At 68.3% G+C, this 15,919-nt stretch carries 17 protein-coding genes and 1 riboswitch; of the genes, 7 read left to right on the forward strand and 10 right to left on the reverse strand.

All coding sequences use genetic code 11. The features are described from left to right. Nucleotides 1-288: 288 nt before the first annotated feature. From AMYNI_RS0109785 to AMYNI_RS0109795, 3 genes are read right to left on the reverse strand one after another with little or no spacing between them, the layout of a single operon-like run. Nucleotides 289-1,287: a sigma-70 family RNA polymerase sigma factor gene (locus AMYNI_RS0109785; RefSeq protein WP_245573907.1), complete on the reverse strand. Its 999-nt coding sequence runs from the start codon at nt 1,285-1,287 to the stop codon at nt 289-291. Then, a complete protein-coding gene (locus tag AMYNI_RS0109790) occupies nt 1,284-1,577 on the reverse strand; it encodes a hypothetical protein (RefSeq protein ID WP_020667827.1) in 294 nt (97 codons plus the stop codon). Before AMYNI_RS0109790 ends, AMYNI_RS0109785 begins: the two co-directional genes overlap by 4 nt. 25 nt (nt 1,578-1,602) lie before the next feature. Then, complete coding sequence (locus AMYNI_RS0109795; RefSeq protein ID WP_020667828.1) at nt 1,603-1,974, reverse strand: nuclear transport factor 2 family protein; 372 nt, start codon at nt 1,972-1,974, stop codon at nt 1,603-1,605. Between the two features lie 438 nt (nt 1,975-2,412). Here AMYNI_RS0109795 and AMYNI_RS0109805 point away from each other — a divergent pair, with 438 nt between their 5' ends. Further along, on the forward strand, nt 2,413-2,832 hold the full coding sequence (locus AMYNI_RS0109805; protein WP_020667830.1) for a tautomerase family protein: 420 nt from the start codon (nt 2,413-2,415) through the stop codon (nt 2,830-2,832). Nucleotides 2,833-2,956: 124 nt separating this feature from the next. On the opposite strand, the gene AMYNI_RS0109810 is transcribed toward AMYNI_RS0109805, so the two are convergent. Next, a complete protein-coding gene (locus tag AMYNI_RS0109810) occupies nt 2,957-3,868 on the reverse strand; it encodes an alpha/beta hydrolase (RefSeq protein ID WP_157357315.1) in 912 nt (303 codons plus the stop codon). A 171-nt stretch (nt 3,869-4,039) separates the two neighbouring features. Between AMYNI_RS0109810 and AMYNI_RS0109815 the strand changes: the two genes are divergently transcribed. From AMYNI_RS0109815 to AMYNI_RS0109830, 4 genes are all read left to right on the forward strand, one after another. Then, nucleotides 4,040-5,104: an AraC family transcriptional regulator gene (locus AMYNI_RS0109815; protein WP_169515729.1), complete on the forward strand. Its 1,065-nt coding sequence runs from the start codon at nt 4,040-4,042 to the stop codon at nt 5,102-5,104. A gap of 247 nt (nt 5,105-5,351) precedes the next feature. Beyond that, nucleotides 5,352-5,470, forward strand: a riboswitch (cobalamin riboswitch). Nucleotides 5,471-5,541: 71 nt separating this feature from the next. Continuing rightward, nucleotides 5,542-6,597, forward strand: a complete 1,056-nt coding sequence (locus tag AMYNI_RS0109820; protein ID WP_020667833.1) for a FecCD family ABC transporter permease — start codon at nt 5,542-5,544, stop codon at nt 6,595-6,597. Beyond that, nucleotides 6,594-7,412 carry an ABC transporter ATP-binding protein gene (locus AMYNI_RS0109825; RefSeq protein ID WP_020667834.1) on the forward strand — a complete coding sequence of 273 codons (819 nt, stop codon included), beginning with the start codon at nt 6,594-6,596 and terminating at the stop codon, nt 7,410-7,412. Before AMYNI_RS0109820 ends, AMYNI_RS0109825 begins: the two co-directional genes overlap by 4 nt. Further along, complete coding sequence (locus AMYNI_RS0109830; RefSeq protein WP_020667835.1) at nt 7,388-8,428, forward strand: ABC transporter substrate-binding protein; 1,041 nt, start codon at nt 7,388-7,390, stop codon at nt 8,426-8,428. The genes AMYNI_RS0109825 and AMYNI_RS0109830 overlap by 25 nt, the downstream gene beginning before the upstream one ends. 201 nt (nt 8,429-8,629) lie before the next feature. Here AMYNI_RS0109830 and AMYNI_RS44280 read toward each other — a convergent pair whose 3' ends face one another. Genes AMYNI_RS44280 through AMYNI_RS0109845 form a run of 3 tightly spaced genes read right to left on the reverse strand, consistent with a single transcriptional unit; the run spans nt 8,630 to nt 11,530 of the window. After that, complete coding sequence (locus AMYNI_RS44280) at nt 8,630-9,754, reverse strand: alpha/beta hydrolase family protein (RefSeq protein ID WP_245573909.1); 1,125 nt, start codon at nt 9,752-9,754, stop codon at nt 8,630-8,632. A 28-nt stretch (nt 9,755-9,782) separates the two neighbouring features. Further along, nucleotides 9,783-10,625, reverse strand: coding sequence for an ABC transporter permease (locus AMYNI_RS0109840; RefSeq protein WP_020667837.1), 843 nt, complete (start codon nt 10,623-10,625; stop codon nt 9,783-9,785). Continuing rightward, a complete protein-coding gene (locus tag AMYNI_RS0109845) occupies nt 10,622-11,530 on the reverse strand; it encodes an ABC transporter ATP-binding protein (protein ID WP_020667838.1) in 909 nt (302 codons plus the stop codon). The genes AMYNI_RS0109840 and AMYNI_RS0109845 overlap by 4 nt, the downstream gene beginning before the upstream one ends. 132 nt (nt 11,531-11,662) lie before the next feature. Here AMYNI_RS0109845 and AMYNI_RS0109850 point away from each other — a divergent pair, with 132 nt between their 5' ends. Then, nucleotides 11,663-12,844 (forward strand): sensor histidine kinase, encoded by a 1,182-nt coding sequence (locus AMYNI_RS0109850; protein ID WP_020667839.1) that lies wholly within the window; start codon nt 11,663-11,665, stop codon nt 12,842-12,844. Next, entirely contained in the window at nt 12,841-13,509 is a 669-nt protein-coding gene (locus AMYNI_RS0109855; protein ID WP_020667840.1) for a response regulator transcription factor, read from the forward strand. Before AMYNI_RS0109850 ends, AMYNI_RS0109855 begins: the two co-directional genes overlap by 4 nt. A gap of 467 nt (nt 13,510-13,976) precedes the next feature. Here AMYNI_RS0109855 and AMYNI_RS0109860 read toward each other — a convergent pair whose 3' ends face one another. The 3 genes from AMYNI_RS0109860 to AMYNI_RS0109870 are packed head-to-tail and all read right to left on the reverse strand — an operon-like array spanning nt 13,977 to nt 15,897. Then, nucleotides 13,977-14,318, reverse strand: a complete 342-nt coding sequence (locus AMYNI_RS0109860; protein ID WP_020667841.1) for a TfoX/Sxy family protein — start codon at nt 14,316-14,318, stop codon at nt 13,977-13,979. After that, nucleotides 14,318-15,235: an alpha/beta fold hydrolase gene (locus AMYNI_RS0109865; RefSeq protein WP_020667842.1), complete on the reverse strand. Its 918-nt coding sequence runs from the start codon at nt 15,233-15,235 to the stop codon at nt 14,318-14,320. The genes AMYNI_RS0109860 and AMYNI_RS0109865 overlap by 1 nt, the downstream gene beginning before the upstream one ends. Then, complete coding sequence (locus AMYNI_RS0109870) at nt 15,232-15,897, reverse strand: winged helix-turn-helix transcriptional regulator (protein WP_020667843.1); 666 nt, start codon at nt 15,895-15,897, stop codon at nt 15,232-15,234. Before AMYNI_RS0109870 ends, AMYNI_RS0109865 begins: the two co-directional genes overlap by 4 nt. Nucleotides 15,898-15,919 lie beyond the last annotated feature (22 nt).

A 15,919-nucleotide genomic window follows, 5' to 3' on the forward strand; every position in this document is an offset into this window, starting at 1 on the left:
TCGACACAGCTGACGTAAAGGAGTCGAATATGCGGGACTCGGCTGCATGGGAATGAGCTGGGCGTACCAGTAGTCCGCGCGCGACCGAGCCCTCTCGATCGCTTTGATCAACGAGGAACTGGTCGGCAAGGCCTTGTCCGGCAGGCGGGACGACGTTTTGCACCGAGGTGACCGCCGAGCAGGCCTCCGACGTGAAACTCGACCGCAGGATCTGAACCGCCCCCGAATTATCCACACAACTCGAAGGAATCGACACCATCGAACAACTCCGAGCCGCGAACCTGATATCTACAAGCCGCGAGGCACGATGCCGGCTGGGCGGAGGACGTGATCGAGGGTGTGCGGGTCCATGAACGCGACGATCCGCATGACTCGCGTCCTGGTGACGGTGAGTACGTGCAGCGCGTGCGGCATGAACGCGCCGTGTTGGTCAGCGTGGTAGCAGGCGAACGCGGGCTGGCCGTTGGCGCTGGTTTCGATCATGCGGCAGTGGCCGGGTTGGGGCAGGCGTGGGCGGAGGAAGCGCCCGATGGTGTGCCGGCCGCGGTACCAGGCGTTGAACGGGGGCATCTCCCAGGTCGCGTCGTTGGTGAGGATGGTGACCAGTGCGTCGACGTCGGCCGTGGTGAACGCGGTGGCGTACCGGTCGAGCAGCACGTGTAGCTCGGGGTCGGTGGGGGTGCTGATAGTGGACTCGTCGGGCTGGACGTGGTCGAGGGTCGCGCGGGCGCGCTGGAGCAGGCTGTTGACCGCCGCGGTGGTGGTGTCGAGCAGTTCGGCGGCTTCGGTGGCGCGCCAGTCGAGCACGTCACGGAGGATGAGCACGACGCGTTGCCGGGGCGGCAGGTGCTGGAGGGCGGCGATGAGGGCGAGCCGCATGCTGGCGCGGCCTTCCACCACCGTGGCGGGGTCGCCGAGTAGCGCGGTGGGGAAGGGCTGTAGCCAGGGGACGTCGGTTCCGCTGTCGACGGGCGCGGCCGGGTTGCTGGTGGGGCCGGCAAGCCCGGAGGGCAGGGGGCGCCGCTGTGCGCGTTCCATGGATCGCAGGCACGCCCGGGTGGCGATGCGGTAGAGCCAGGTCCGCAGGGAGGACCGGCCGTCGAAGCGGTCGTAGGCGTGCCACGCGCGCAGGTAGGTGTCCTGGACGGCGTCCTCGGCGTCGTCGACCGAGCCCAGCATGCGGTAGCACAGGGCAAGCAGCTCCGTGCGGAACGGCCCGGCCAGGCGGGTGAACTCCTCGCTGGGAGGAGTTTGCCCGCCTGGCCGCGTCCGGGTGGGGATGGTCACCGCAGGACCTGGTAGGAGCCGATCAGCGTGGCCGCAGTCCGGGTCGGCGACATGGCGATCCGGTCACCGAGCCCGCGTTGGAATGCGGTGAACGCGTCGAGGCTGGTCAGCGGTGAGGGCTCGATGTCGGAGTTGACCAGGTGCAGGAAGCTGACGCCGTCGTCGAGCCGCAGCGCGGCGTAGCGCAGCCCGTCCGGCCGCTGGGCGGTCAGTTGGGTGAAGACCTGCTCGATGAGCTGGTGGTTCTGCTCCGCGGTGTGGGGTGTGGTCTGGTAGCGGATGACGGTCATCGTGCTCACGGGCGGCTCCTCCGGCTCATTCGCTGCCTGCGAGCTCGGTCTTGCGGAGCTCGTAGGTGTCGAAGACGAGGGTGTCGGACAGGATCTTCCCGTCGCGGACGACGAGGTAATCCACCGCGCGGATGGTGCCGAACGGCGCGGTCTTCATGTCGTAGACAACCACGGCCTTCTCCTGGTCGCCAAGCGCGGCGACGATGTCGACACCCTGGACGAACTGGGCGAACTCGCTCATCGCGGCGAGCACCGCCTGGCTGCCGACGAGCCGAACCCTCGGGCTTTCGAACACGATGTCGTCGGCAAGGCAGCTGGCGAGGATGTCCATGTCGCCGCTGCCGAACGCCTCGACGAACGAGACGGCGACCTCGACCGGTGTAGTGCTGGTGGCCACTGAAACCCCTTCTTCCTTAGTGAGCGGTCGCCGTACCGGCGAGGTCCGCGGGCGTGTAGGTGTCGTGCAGCTTGAAGTCGTCGATGTAGGGCTGAGCAGGTGGTCCAGGCCCCGTCAAGGCCTTCTCCTCGGCCAACAACTCTGTCCTGGCGGCCAACCACTCGTCTCGTGACACCACGGCGGGAAGATCCACCGGCGCTCCTCGTCTCTATGCGTTGTCTGTCGTCCGCATAGTTAGATCCGCACAGCCGGCCGGACTCATCGCCTCGGGCTGCAAGACGGGCAAAAGTCCAATTTCGAGGCCGCCAAGCTCAGCCAGTCCCGTCCCCCCGGCGGCAAACTCACACTCGTCCCGTGATCGCCTAGCCGCCCGGCCCACCGCTACCTGACACTGAAGGCGTCACGACAATCGGCGAAGTAGCCACCGAAGGGGTCCCCATGCCGTTCGTCCGGATCACGTTGAGTACGGACCGTCCCGAACCGATGCGCGCAGCCGTTGCCGAAGGCGTGCGCAGCGCGCTGGTCAGCGCCATCGGCGTTCCCCCAGGCGATCGGTTCCAGATCGTCGACGCGCAACCGGCCACCGCCTTCCACGTAGACCGCCACTTCCTCGACGGTGATCGGCGCGATCCGGTGGTAGTGGAGATCACGCTCACCCGCGGGCGGACCCGGGACATGAAGCTCGCGCTCTACCAGACGATCGTGGCCAACCTGTCCGAAGCCGGCGTGCGACCGGACGATGTGCTGATCATGCTGCAGGAATCCGGGCGGGAGGACTGGTCCTTGGGCGGCGGGAAGATGCAACTGCTCGACGAGGACCTGATCCGCAAGTACGGCTGGTCACCACCGGAGGCGTGATCCCACAGCGGAAGCCGCTCGTGCTCGTCCAGGTCGGGAGGTGACCGTGCGCAGCGAGATCCCCGCTCGTTGGGCAGGGATCTCGCTGCTCAGGTACGACGGATCGGAACTTATGAGGGCCGGATCAGCTGCAGGGGCTCAAATTGGCGGTCTCCTGGAGGTTCCACGTGGACGAATCCGGCATGCCATTGAAGTACTGGCAGGCATCCGGGTCACTGAGCAGTTGCCAGCGGAACCAGGCGAGCCCCATCTCACTGGCGTAACTGTTCGGGATCGGGGTCATGTGCCCTGCGCCGACGCCCTCGTACCACGCCTTTTCCACTGAGCCGCTCAGCGCGTCGTACCCCCTGCGAACCCAGTCCTCGCTGACTAGGCCATCGCGTGAGCCGTTGAACATCGAGACCGGGGACTGGATCTCGGCGTAGAGGCTCGCCCAATTGCTGGGCGAATCGCCGAAGCCATGTGCCGGCTCGATGCCGAAGCCGGCGTACGTGGCGGCAGTGCCCCATTGCTGCTCCGCCCGGTAGACGCCGAGGATAGCTCCGCCGCCACCCTGCGAGTGGCCGGTGAAGCCGTATCGAGTGTCGACGATGTCTGGATACTTGGCTATCACGGTCTGGATCGCCTCGATCGCCTGGGTGCCCTGGCCGGTGTCGGTGTCGTCGTAACAGGCGGCGACGAAACCGTGGGAAGCGAAGTGCTCGAGGGTCTCCCCATACATCGAGCACCGTGCCCCGGTGCCGTTGGCGAGGTGAATGATGGGGACCCGGCAGCCAGCGGGCAGACCCTGGGGGATCCACATCTTTGCATTGTCCGCATCGTCGGTGACGAAGTCGAACGGACCGTCGGCGGTGTAGTCGTCGACCTTGGGCAAGCAGCTGGCGGCCGCCGGAGCCTCATCGATTGTCTGCGCTGCCGCTTGCGGCACGGCGCCTAGAACGCCGATGCTGACAATGGCGAGAGCGATTGCGACCCGACGCACGCGTCGATTCCGGCGAATATTCAGGTGCCAGGTGCGATGTCCATGAACGTCCATATCTGCTCCTCCTTGATCAGGGCAGGGGGCTCGGCTCGCGCCGCACTCTCGGATTCCTGCGACCCTGGAATGTCACGTCCAATCTTTGATCAATAGCCTCTGCACAAGGAAGGGCACGATCGGCCATCTAGGGTTACAATGCGAGCCAATATGTGGTCGCCCATCGTGTCCATGCCTCCTGACATCCGAACCGATCCCGCCATCGTCGCCGCAGGCGCCGAGCACCCGACGGTCCTGGCCAGCTGGACCGCCCTCGTGGTGCGCGCCCTGGACCAAGCCGGGTTCGATGGCGCCACGATGGCCGCGCAGGCCGGTATCGACCCCGCGGTGTTCGAGCAGCCCGGACGTCGGATCCCGCTGTCGGCCACCACGATCCTGTGGGAGCTCGCAGTCGATGCGACGGGTGACCCCACCTTCGGCCTCTCGGTCGCCCGCATGGTGCGGCCATCCACATTCGCTGGCCTAAGCATGGGCATGGTGACCAGCACAAGCCTGCACAACGCGTTCGAGCGACTGAATCGGTTCCAAGCGGTGGTGCTCGCTCCGTCGGGCAAGATGGATCTGATCACTGACGGTGACACGTACTCGTGGACAAACTCGTTCCCCGACCCGATTCCCGCGCCGAACACAACCGCGATGGAGGCCCTCGTCGCGTCGATCGTGCTGTGCGGCCGATACCTCGGCGGCCGATCGTTCGCGCCCAAGCGGGTGAGCCTGATGCGAGACGACCAGCATCGCGACGACGTGCTCACCAAGTTCTTCGGCTGCCCGGTCACCTACGGGTCCGATGACTACCGCCTCGACTTCGACCTCGACGTGATGACGAAACCGCTCCAGACCGGGTCGCCAGAACTGGCGCGGACCGCCGACGAACTGGCTACTGCCATGGTCCGCCGACTGCCGTCGTCGACTGGACTGGTCAACAGGGTGCGGGCGCTGACCCTCGGCCTCGACGCGGACGGCCAGGCCGACAAGACCACCATCGCCGCAGCGCTGGCGATGAGTCCGCGGACGCTGCATCGACGCCTGTCTGACGAGGGCACCACGCTGGTGCAGGTCATGACCGAGGTACGCCGAGACCGAGCGTCTGAACTGCTGGCGGCCGGGTCGCACACCGTCGCCGAAGTCGCCCACCAGGTTGGCTTTCAGGACCCGTCCTCGTTCCGCCGGGCGTTCAAGAGGTGGACCGGCCGAACGCCGGCACAGTTCACCGCCGACGTCGGTCAACCATCCTGACCAGGGCGACACGTAGCAGGGATAGCCCGAATGCGCGAAGCGGATCGTGGCCAGAGTGGCAAAAAATCGTGTTCACGGATCACTTCTGGTGACGCCTGACGCACGCTTTGTTTGACCAGCTCGCGACATACCAAGTAATAGCTCCCGTTTCGCAGTCCTAAAAGGACAGACGGGGTCGCGGATGTGCCCTGGTCGCCGGGTCCCGTTGCCAGGGGCGGGGCGATGCCGCTACCACCTCCTGCATACCATGACCGGACCAGGTGACGGATGAGGGAATCCGACGAGAATTCGGAGCGGTCGCGCCACTGTGACCGGTCGCCGGCAGGCGTCCGGGAGCCAGGCCCCTCCCGTCACGCCCTGCCACCGGGCCGCGCAAGCCCGAGGAGGTCGCCAGTGCTCTGTATCCCAGCGCCGTTCGCCCACGCCGCATTACCACGGTGACCGCGGTCTGCCGGAGCGCGCACCGAATCCGCACCCCGCTGGCCATCCTGCTGCTCGTCGCCGTGCTGCTGCCCAGCGTCGTGCTGTCCACCGCGTTCGGCGCCGAGTCGCTGCCCGCGGGGGTGGTCGCCGACGCGCTGACCCACCGGCTGACCGGGGGCGGGCAGGCCGACCTCGCGTACGACACCATCGTCTGGCAGCTGCGGGTGCCCCGCGCGCTGCTGGCCGTGGTGGTCGGCGCCGGGCTGGCCATCGCCGGCACCGGGATGCAGACGCTGGTGCGCAACCCGCTCGCCGATCCCTACCTGCTGGGCGTGTCCTCCGGCGCCAGCGTCGGCGCGACGGCGGTGATCACCTCGGGACTGTTCGCCGGCGCCGGGATGTGGGCGCTGTCCGCGGGGGCGCTCACCGGCGCGCTCGCCGCGTCCGTGCTGGTGTTCGCCATCGCCACCGCGCAGGGCGGGCTGACCCCGTTGCGGCTGGTGCTCACCGGCACCGTGCTCGGCTCGGCCTTCTCCGCGGTGGCGAGCTATCTGGTGTTCCGCAGCCCGGACCCGGCCGCGGCGCAGTCCGTGTTGTTCTGGTTGCTCGGCAGCCTGGCCGGGGCGGGCTGGGACCAGCTCGCGCTGCCGTCGGTCACCGTGCTGGCCGTCGGCGCCGCGATGCTCGCCGGCAGCGGCTGGCTGGACGCGCTCGCCACCGGCCAGGACACCGCGGCCGCGCTCGGGGTGCCGGTGCGCGCGGTGCGGACCGCGGTGTTCGTGCTGCTCGCGGTCCTGGTCGGCGTGCTGGTCGCAGTGTCCGGCGGGATCGGTTTCGTCGGGCTGGTGGTGCCGCACGTGGCACGGCTGCTGGTCGGCGCCCGTCATCGCGCGATGCTGCCGGTGACGGCCTTGTGCGGCGGGCTTTTCCTGCTGTGGGTCGACGTGGCCACCCGGGTGCTGGTGCGGCCGACGGAGGTCCCGCTCAGCGTGGTGTCCGGACTGATCGGGGCGCCGATTTTCCTGGTGCTGCTCGGCCGCCGCCGCTACCGCTTCGGGGGTGAGTCATGACACCGCACTTGCGTGCCGAAGGGCTCGCCTGCGCCATCGGCGGGCGCACCATCGTCAGCGCTGTCGAGTTCGGCGTGACCCGCGGCGAGACGATCGGGATCGTCGGCCCGAACGGCTCCGGCAAGTCCACCTTGCTGCGCGTGCTCGCCGGGATCCGGCGGCCTGCGGCGGGGCGGGTGCTGCTGGACGGCGAGCCACTGCACCTGCTCGGCGCCCGCCGTCGCGCCCGGCTGGTGGCCATGGTCGGCCAGGAGGAGGAGCTGCCGTCGGACCTGCTCGCCGGTGAGCTGGTCGCACTCGGCCTCACCCCCTACCGACCGCCTTGGGCGGGTGGCGGCCGTCGCGAGCGTGACGCGGTCGCCAAGGCGCTGGCCGCGGTGGACCTGGCCGGTATGGCGGACCGCCCGGTGGACCGGCTTTCCGGTGGCGAGCGGCGCCGGGTGCTGCTCGCCCGCGGCCTGGCGCAGCGGACGCCACTGCTGCTGCTCGACGAGCCGACCAACCACCTCGACGTGAGCCACCAGCTGCGGCTGATGGAGCTGGTGCGCGGACTCGGCCGCACGGTGGTGCTCGCGCTGCACGATCTCGCGCTGGCCGCGACCACCTGCGACCGGGTGCTGGTGCTGCACGAGGGCCGGGCACGCGCGCCCGCCGCGCCACGGGACGCGCTCGCGCCCGGCGTCGTCGGCGACGTCTTCGGCGTGGACGCGGTACCGGTCACCCATCCCGTCACCGGCGAGACCCACCTGCTGATCACCCCCAAGCCACCGGCCGTTCCCGAGGAGACACCGTGCGACGACGCATCCACACCCTGACCGCCATCGCCATGACGGCAACGCTCACCGCCTGCGGATCCGGTGACGGCACGGCACCGGCCGGGGCGACCGTCACCATCACCAACTGCGGCGCGCCCGCGCAGTTCCCCGCGCCGGCGCAACGGCTGTTCGTCAACGACGGCAACCTGATCTCGATGACGCTGGCACTGCAGGCACAGGACAAGGTGGTCGCGGTGTCCAGCCTGCAGCGCGACGCGGATACCCTGCGGCGGCACTACGGCACTGTGGTGGACGCGCTGAAGGTGGTCGCACCGGAGTACCCGTCGCGGGAGACCGTGCTCGCCCAGCGGCCGGACGTGATGCTCGCCGGCTGGAACTACGGCTACGGCGAGGAAACCCGCGTCACCCCGGATTCCCTTCGCGCGCAAGGTATCGCGCCGTACGTGCTGACCGAAAGCTGCCGCCAGGAGAACGGGCAGTCCGCACGCGGGATCGTCGAACCGTGGCAGGCGCTGCGCGAGGATCTGCGCAACCTCGGCACCATCACCGGCCACACCGAGCAGGCGCGGACCGTCACCGCCGACTTGGACCAGCGGCTGGCGGCGCTGCGGGCCGCCCCACGCCCGGCGACGGCGCCGACGGTCTTCCTTTTCGACAGCGCGAGCGACACGGTGTACTCCAGCGGACGCTTCGGCGCACCGCAGGCGATAATCTCTGACGCTGGCGGCCACAACGCGCTCGAGGACGTCGAAGACACCTGGACGAAGGTGTCCTGGGAGCGAGTCGCCGCCGCCAGGCCCGACGCGTTCGTTTTCGTCGACTACCCGCCGCAGTCCTTCCAGGACAAGGTCGCCCAACTCAAGTCCCGCGCGGGCATTAACGAGCTGCCCGCGGTCACCGCCGGCCGTTTCCTCAACCTGCCCTATGCACTGTGGACCTCCGGACCACTCAACATCGACGCGGCGGAACAGGTCCGAAAAGCACTGGAAGGCTGGGGCCTGGTGCCCACCTCGGCAATCACGCCGCGATTCCACGATCAGATCACCGGCGGCTAGCCACACACCGAATTCCGGTACCGGCGTACGGACCTTTCGTGAATACACCAGCTAGTTGATTGGGGGCGCGCGACCGGATCTGAAGTGGACGTTCTGGTCGGGTGGATGAAGACCGCGCGGAATCCGCAGCGGAGGCGAAGGGCTCCGGGCATGACCCGTCCGCCAGTCCCAGTTGGTGGCGATCCCGGCGCTTGCTGAAGGTTACGGCTGGTGGAACCTGACCTCCGGGTACTGCGCTGATGGTCTGTCCAGCAGCGGCTCGTTCCGTCCGCGTAGATGCCTGTCGACGAGGGCGGTGATGTAAGCGCGGATGATGGCGTCGCACCGTTCGCCGTCGAGGTCTTGGATCGGGATGTCGAATTGTTCGGCCAACGGCGCCATGTCGGTGAAGGAGAGGTGCTCCACGCTGTCGACACTCAGCCATCGTTTCCAGCCGGTCAGTTCGCTCCAGGTCTCGTCCCAGGTCGGGTCGAGTCCGCCGGGCACGTGACTGGGCTTGCCCAGCATCAGCATCGGCCGGTTGACGGGTGTGTCGTTGGGGTAGCGGAAGTTGCCGTCCATGTTGACCGCCGCCTTGATGCGCCGATCCGACAGCATGGCCGGGATCGTGCTGTAGCCGCCTGCGGAGTGACCGACCATGGCGATGCGGTCCGTGTCGATCAGATCCCCATACCGCCATGCCTTGGATCTTTCGGTGAGCTGGTCGAGCACAAAGGACACGTCCGCGGCACGGACGGCCCCGACCTTGGCATGATCGCGGTTTGCGCATGTTACGCAGCTGGTGGTGTGCCCGTCCGGGAACGTGATGCCGTCCGCCTCGTAGTTGTGGCCGATCCCGGCGACGATGTAGCCGCGGCTGGCCAGCTCTTCGGCGAGCCCGCTGAGCGTTGCGCGAGGCAGGCCGAAGCCCGGGGAGAGCAGGACCAGAGGACGCTTGGCATGGGTTCGTACGGGTTTGGCGCCGACGGTGGCGTGGGTGACCACGGTGCTCAGCACATCCGACGGCACGGGAATGTCGTTGGCCTCGAGATACATCGTGGACTCGGCGGCGGTCATGTACCTCGAGGGCGTGTCTGAGGGCTTCCTGGCCGGATACCAGAGGGAGACCATCAGTTCCCGGTGTTCGTCGGGCACCCACGGGTCAGCACGCTTGTGGTCCTCGAGATGTAGCGTGGCCATGCCGATCGGATGGTCGCCGCCAGGCGCGGGCAGTCGCAGGGTGACCGAGGGCGACGGTGTCGGCACCGCGTCCGCCCGGGCGGGCGCGGTGAACAAGGCGCCGGCCAAGACCGCTGTCATGACACCGGCCAGTGATCTGTGTTTCATGAGTCTCTCCCTTGTCGTCCCGTCGGGGTTATTGGTCGCGTCGGTGCGGGCTGGTGATGGCGAGGGCGGCCGCGGCGAGTGTCCACACCGCGTAGACGGTCCAGGCGCCGGTGGTGGTCCAGGGGAACTGGGTTGGGTTTGGGTGGGGTGTCACGAGTCGGAGCCAGGCGTGGTGGGGCGTGGCGTGCGCGGCGACTGCCGACCAGTAGCGTCCGTCGGAGAGCAAGAGAGGTACCAGGACGAGGAGCGCGGCAGAGGCGGTCATGGTGGCCGCGGTGCGTCGGATGACGGCGCCGAGCGCCATGCCGGTGAGCGCGCAGACCGGCGCGAGGAGGGCGGATGCCAGCACGACCCGCACGGCGCCGGGGTGTGCGAGGGAGACGCCCAGGCCCCGACCGTTGAGGATCGCCTGGGTCAGGCCGAACGAGGCCGTCGCGACGAACGCGCCGAAGACGGTCGTGACCGCAGTGGCGACGGTTACTTTGGCGGCCATCACCGAGCGGCGGGCCGGCACGGCGGCGAGGGTCGGGCGGATGGTGCCGGTGCTGTATTCGCCGATGATCGTGAGGGCGCCGAGGGTGCCGATGGCGAGCATCATGATCAGGGCGGAATTGGCGGTGAACGCTTCCAGCAGTGGAATTTCGTCCCGGACGAAGTCGGCCCGGCCGGCGGCGGTCTGCTGTTGCCAGTGGCTGTAGGTGTCGTAGGCGATGGCGGCGTTCAACCCGATGACGGCCAGAGCGGTGGTCCCGTAGGCGATCCAGGTCGAGCGCAGGGACCGGAGCTTGATCCACTCCGCGGCGACCAGATCGCGGAAGCGGGCGCGGGGTTCGGTGGCGACGTCCGCCGGGGTGGTGTTGGTCGTGGTCATCGGGGTTCTCCCGCGGGGTATTGGATGCTGTCGGCGGTGAGTTCCATGAACGCCTCTTCCAACGAGGCGGACTGGGTGTCGAGGCGGTGCAGCGGGATGCGGTGCTGCTGGGCGATCTCACTGACCCGGGGCGCGGTCAAGCCGGTCACGGTGAGCAGGTCGCCTTCGCTGTGGACCACCGCGCCTTCGGCAGCCAGCAGATCCCGCAGAACGGTCGCGGCGGGTGTGGCGACGGTGACGTTTCGCCGGGTACCGCGGGCCGAGAACCGCGCCAGGCTCTCGGCGGCGATCAGCTCGCCACGACCGATGACGACGAGTTGGTCGGCGGTGTGTGCCATCTCCGACATCAGATGGCTGGAGACGAACACGGTGCGGCCCTCGGCAGCCAGTCGCCGGAACAGGTCGCGCACCCATCTCACGCCCTCGGGATCCAGGCCGTTGAGCGGTTCGTCGAACAGCAGTACCGGTGGGTCACCGAGCAACGCAGCGGCGATACCCAGCCGCTGTTTCATGCCGAGGGAGAACCCGCCGACACGGCGGCGGGCAGCCGCGGCGAGACCAACCTCTCGCAGTACCTCCGCCACCCGGCGTCGCGGGATGCGGTTGCTACGTGCCAGGGCGGACAGCTGCGCCGTAGCGGTGTACCCGCCGTGCACATCCTGTGCGTCCAGGAGCGAACCGACGTGACGCAGGCCGCGAGACCGGTCCCGGAAGGGGCGGCCGTCGACGGTGACCGTGCCGCTGGTGGGCGCGTGCAGGCCGAGGATCATGCGCAGCGTGGTGCTCTTGCCTGCGCCGTTGGGTCCGAGGAACCCGGTCACCTGACCGGGCCGCACGGTGAAGGTCAGGTTGTTGACGGCCGTGGCGCCGCCATAGCGCTTGGTGAGTTCGTTGACTTCGATCACGGCGACAACGGTGCAGGTCAGTGGGCCCGCCCGTCGTCGGACCGTCGCTGACACTTCGCCGGGCCGGTGAAAGCCCTGGTTGTACAACCACGGACCGATGCCCCGGTCACGAGCACACCTTACGATCGCGACATGCCCGCCTCGCCCCGTCTGCCGCTGGTCAAGCGCATTCCGCCGGGCCTGTGGGCGGCGCTGGCGTGGTTCGCGGCGGCGGTGGCGCCGATCGTGGAGTACGTCGTGCTGCCGTCGCGGCACGAGTACTCGCTCAGCTATCCCAGCAACGGCCTTGGCTCGTTCCAAGCCCGAGCGCTGCTCGTCCTCGCCGCCGCGCTGGCCCTGGCCGGCAGCGCACTGCTGCGCCGCAGCACGATGGCGGCGTACGTACTGGTGGTCGCCGCCACTGTCGTGTCCACACTGGCCTGGCGGCAGGACGGGATCCCGCCCATCCAGTTCCTGGCAACCGATTTCGCCCTCTGCTATGTCGCCGCCACCCGGCCCCGGCGCGGCTCGCTCCCCGCGGCGGCCGGGACGCTCGGCGTGCTCGCCGGTTACCTCATCATGCGGGGTGACGTCGGCAGCGCCCCCGAGGCGTACTTGGCTCTGACCGTGGTCATCGCCTGGCTCATCGGCAACTCGGTGTCCCAGGCCAGGGCCCACACCCGGCAACTGCACGATCAGGCCGCCGCGCAGGCGGTCACCGCCGAACGGTTGCGCATCGCCCGCGAGATGCACGACACGGTCGCCCACAGCATCGGCATCATCGCCCTGCAAGCCGGCGCCGCGGTCCGGGTCGCCGAGACCCAGCCAGCCCGGGCCCGTGAGGCGATGCGCACCGTGGAGAAGACAGGCCGCGACACCCTGTCCGGGCTGCAGCACCTGCTCGGCGCACTCCGCGAGACCGACCCCGCTCCGTTGCGACCGGCGGCCGGGCTGGCCGACGTCGAACGGCTCGCCTCGACGACCACGGTGTCGTCGCATGTCCACGTGCAGGTCCGGTGGAAGGGCACACGCCGCCCGCTGCCCACAGACATCGACCTGGCGGCGTTCCGGATCATCCAGGAATCGGTAACCAACACAGTAAGACACTCCGGCACCGACTCCTGCCAGGTGAGCATCGACTACCGCGCAGGCGAAATCGCCATCGAGATCCGCGACCACGGGAACGGCACCGGAGCCGGTGACGGCACCGGCTACGGGCTGGCCGGCATGCGTGAGCGGGTCGCTCTGCTGCACGGTGACCTCACCGCCGGACCACATCCGGCGGCGGGCTTCCTGGTCACCGCCCGGCTGCCGATACCAGCGGAGGCCGGATGACCATCCGCGTCGTGCTCGCCGACGACCAGCCCCTGGTCCGCACCGCACTGGACATGGTGATCACCGACGCCACCGACGTCGAGGTCGTCGGCGAGGCCGCGGACGGCGCCGAAGCGGTCCGGCTGACCACGGAACTCGCCCCCGACGTCGTGGTGATGGACATCCGCATGCCCGGCATGGACGGCATCGAGGCCACCCGACGAATCACCACAGGCACCGACGTCACCCGGGTAGTCGTTCTGACCACCTTCGACGACGACGAATACGTCTACGGCGCGCTCCACGCCGGCGCGTCCGGCTTCCTCGTCAAAGCCATGGCCCTGGACGACATCCTCACCGCGATACGCACCGTCGCCACCGGAGACGCCCTGATCGCACCCAACGTCACCCGCCGACTGATCACCGAATTCGTCAACCGTCCCACACCAACGCCCCCACCACAGGCACGACAGGCACAGCCCACCGGCATCACCGACCGCGAACGCGAAGTGCTGACCCTGGTCGGCAAAGGCCTGTCCAACACCGAGATCGCCCACGAACTGTCCATCAGCGTCGCCACCGCCAAGACCTACATGACCCGGCTGCTGGCCAAACTCCACGCCCGCGACCGCGTCCAACTCGTGATCCTCGCCTACGAAACGGGACTGGTGACAGCGCCTCAGTAGGTGCCAACATTCACCGACATGGCCTACCCGAACACCTGAACGACGTCGGGATTTCACCGACATTCGACATCGGCACGGCCGGAGCCGCGCCCTCTCGTATCCCCTACACGATCATGCAACAGCGGAGCTAGTTTGAAGTGCTGTTCCCGCATCTGGCGTCGGTTCGCGTGGCGTCGGTCGACCTCGACGGTGATGTTGCGCGGCGGTGACGTTCGTCGAGCAGCTCCCCAGGTTAACCACACCGTTTTCCCGCCGCACCCGGTCGCTGACCGACGACTTTATCGGTGATCCGCGAGGCCGTGGCGGCGGTTCAGGTCGATGGCTTACTTTTCGCTGCATCTGCAGGACATCGCGACCGCGAGTATGAGGCGGGTCATCGGGCCTTTGCGAGGCGCCTCTCGCCTACGTGTCTCGGCGTCCTGGAACGCGAGGTGGGTCTTGGCCTCGCCGGGGACCTGGTGTGTTCGTCATCGATTGGTCTTGGCGGGAACGCTTCTGGCGGTGGCTGTGCCCACGGCGATCCATTGGTCGAGTTGGTGCTCGGTGCGCAGGTCGTCGCCGTCGATGTGTAGCCAGCCCTGGATCGTTCGACCTTTCATCTCCATCGGCTGCGCGTTGGTGGTCGCGAGGAGACGGTCGGCGCGTGCGGGATCGACCCGCACCATGAGGCCACCTTGGCTGCTTGCGGCCACTGCGATCTTGCCGGCGATGAGGAAGGCGAGTCCTCCGAACATCTTCTGTTCGGTCACCGGCGAGCTGTCCACCAGCAGCTCCCGGACGCGGTCGGCCAGGTGCATGTCGTAGGCCATTACGACTCCGTATTCCCGTGTGCCGGGGGTGTGCGCTGCCCGCCGGGCGCGAACCGCCAGCCGCCGATCGCCGCCGCGAACTCCTCGGGAGCGTCGGACTGCACGAAGTGACCGGCGCCTTCGATGATGACGGTGTGGTGGTCGGCGAAGGTCTGCTCCCAACGCCGTCGTTCCTTGGCCCGGAAGGCAAAGTCGGCGTCGCCCCACACGATGAGCGTCGGGAGCGACGCGAGGTCGGGGAGCCTGACCTCGATGTCGGCGAGGAAGTCGCGGCTGGCGGTGATTCGCCCGGGAAGTACGGCCGACGCGTCTGGGATGGTGGGCGGCTTTCGGTAGTGGGCCATTTCGGCGGCGGTCGGCTTACGCCGCCCGTATCCGACCGGGATCATCGCGTTGACGAACAGGTTTAGTCGCCTGACCAGCACACGCCCCAGGGGGTTGCCGAACAGGTGGGAGATAGCCTTGATGTGGAGGTCCCGGATCGGCCAGGCCCAGGTGTTGGCCAGCACCAGGCCCTCGAAAGCGGCGTGCCGCTGCTGGACGGTGGCGAGGCCGATGGGGCCGCCCCAGTCATGGGCAACCAGGGTGATGCCGCTCAAGGCCAGGCTATCGACGAAGGCGGTGACGACCTGGGCGTGCTCTTCGGGCAGGTACCGGTAGCCGGGGCGGGGCGAGGACAGCCCGAAGCCGGGGTAGTCGAGGGCGATACACCGGAACTCCTCCCGCAGGGTTCGGATGACGTCGCGGTACTCGAACGACCAAGTCGGGTTGCCGTGCAGTAGCAGCAGCGTCGGGCCCGATCCTTCGTCGACGTAGTGGATGGTGTGCCCGTCGATGTCGACGAAGCGGCTCGTGAAGGGGAACAGCTCGTCGTCGACCCACGATGGACGTTCACCTGCGGGCTGTTGCGTCGTCATGCCTTGATCTCCGATTCGGTTACGGGGACGAGGTAGCGGAGTCGCCGCAACGGGGCCGTCGACCCCTCGGTGTGTAACCCCAGTTGGCGAGCCTGGGTCAGCTTGAGCTGCCCGGTGAGCACGCCGAGGACAAGCGGTGCGGGGCCTTCCAGCGCGAGGTCGGGCGATCGGGCAGCGCTGAACGTCGCTCGCAACTCGCCGTGGCTCAACTCGATGAAAGTGGGCCTGTCGCCGACTCGGATCTCGATGACGACCGGTGGCCCGTCGGGTTCGGCATCCTCGAGGAGTTCCAGCTCCGCGACCGGGAACGCCACCCAGTGGCTGCGGATCTCTTCGTCGCCGGTCGGGTTGGGCATGTACCTCGCGCCGAAGAAGCCAAGAGCCCGCAGGACCGGTTGCAGGTCTCTGCCGGCGTCGGTCAGGTGGTAGAGGGTTGTGGCCACCGGAGGGGCCGCCGCTTCCCGTTTCACGAGCCCGTTCGCTTCGAGCTTGCGCAGCCGGTCGCCGAGCAGGTTGGTGGCGATTCCGGGCAGCCCGGCCATCAGGTCGGCGTGGCGGCATCCGCCCTGGAGGAGAAGCTCACGGACCACCAGGAGTGTCCAGCGGTCGCCGACCACATCCAGAGCCTTCGCGACCGCGCAGTAGTGACCGTAGGAACGCATGGCCCAAACCTAGCCGTGCGTA

Origin of the sequence: Amycolatopsis nigrescens CSC17Ta-90 (genome assembly GCF_000384315.1) — a bacterium.
In the GTDB taxonomy this organism is placed as follows: domain Bacteria; phylum Actinomycetota; class Actinomycetes; order Mycobacteriales; family Pseudonocardiaceae; genus Amycolatopsis; species Amycolatopsis nigrescens.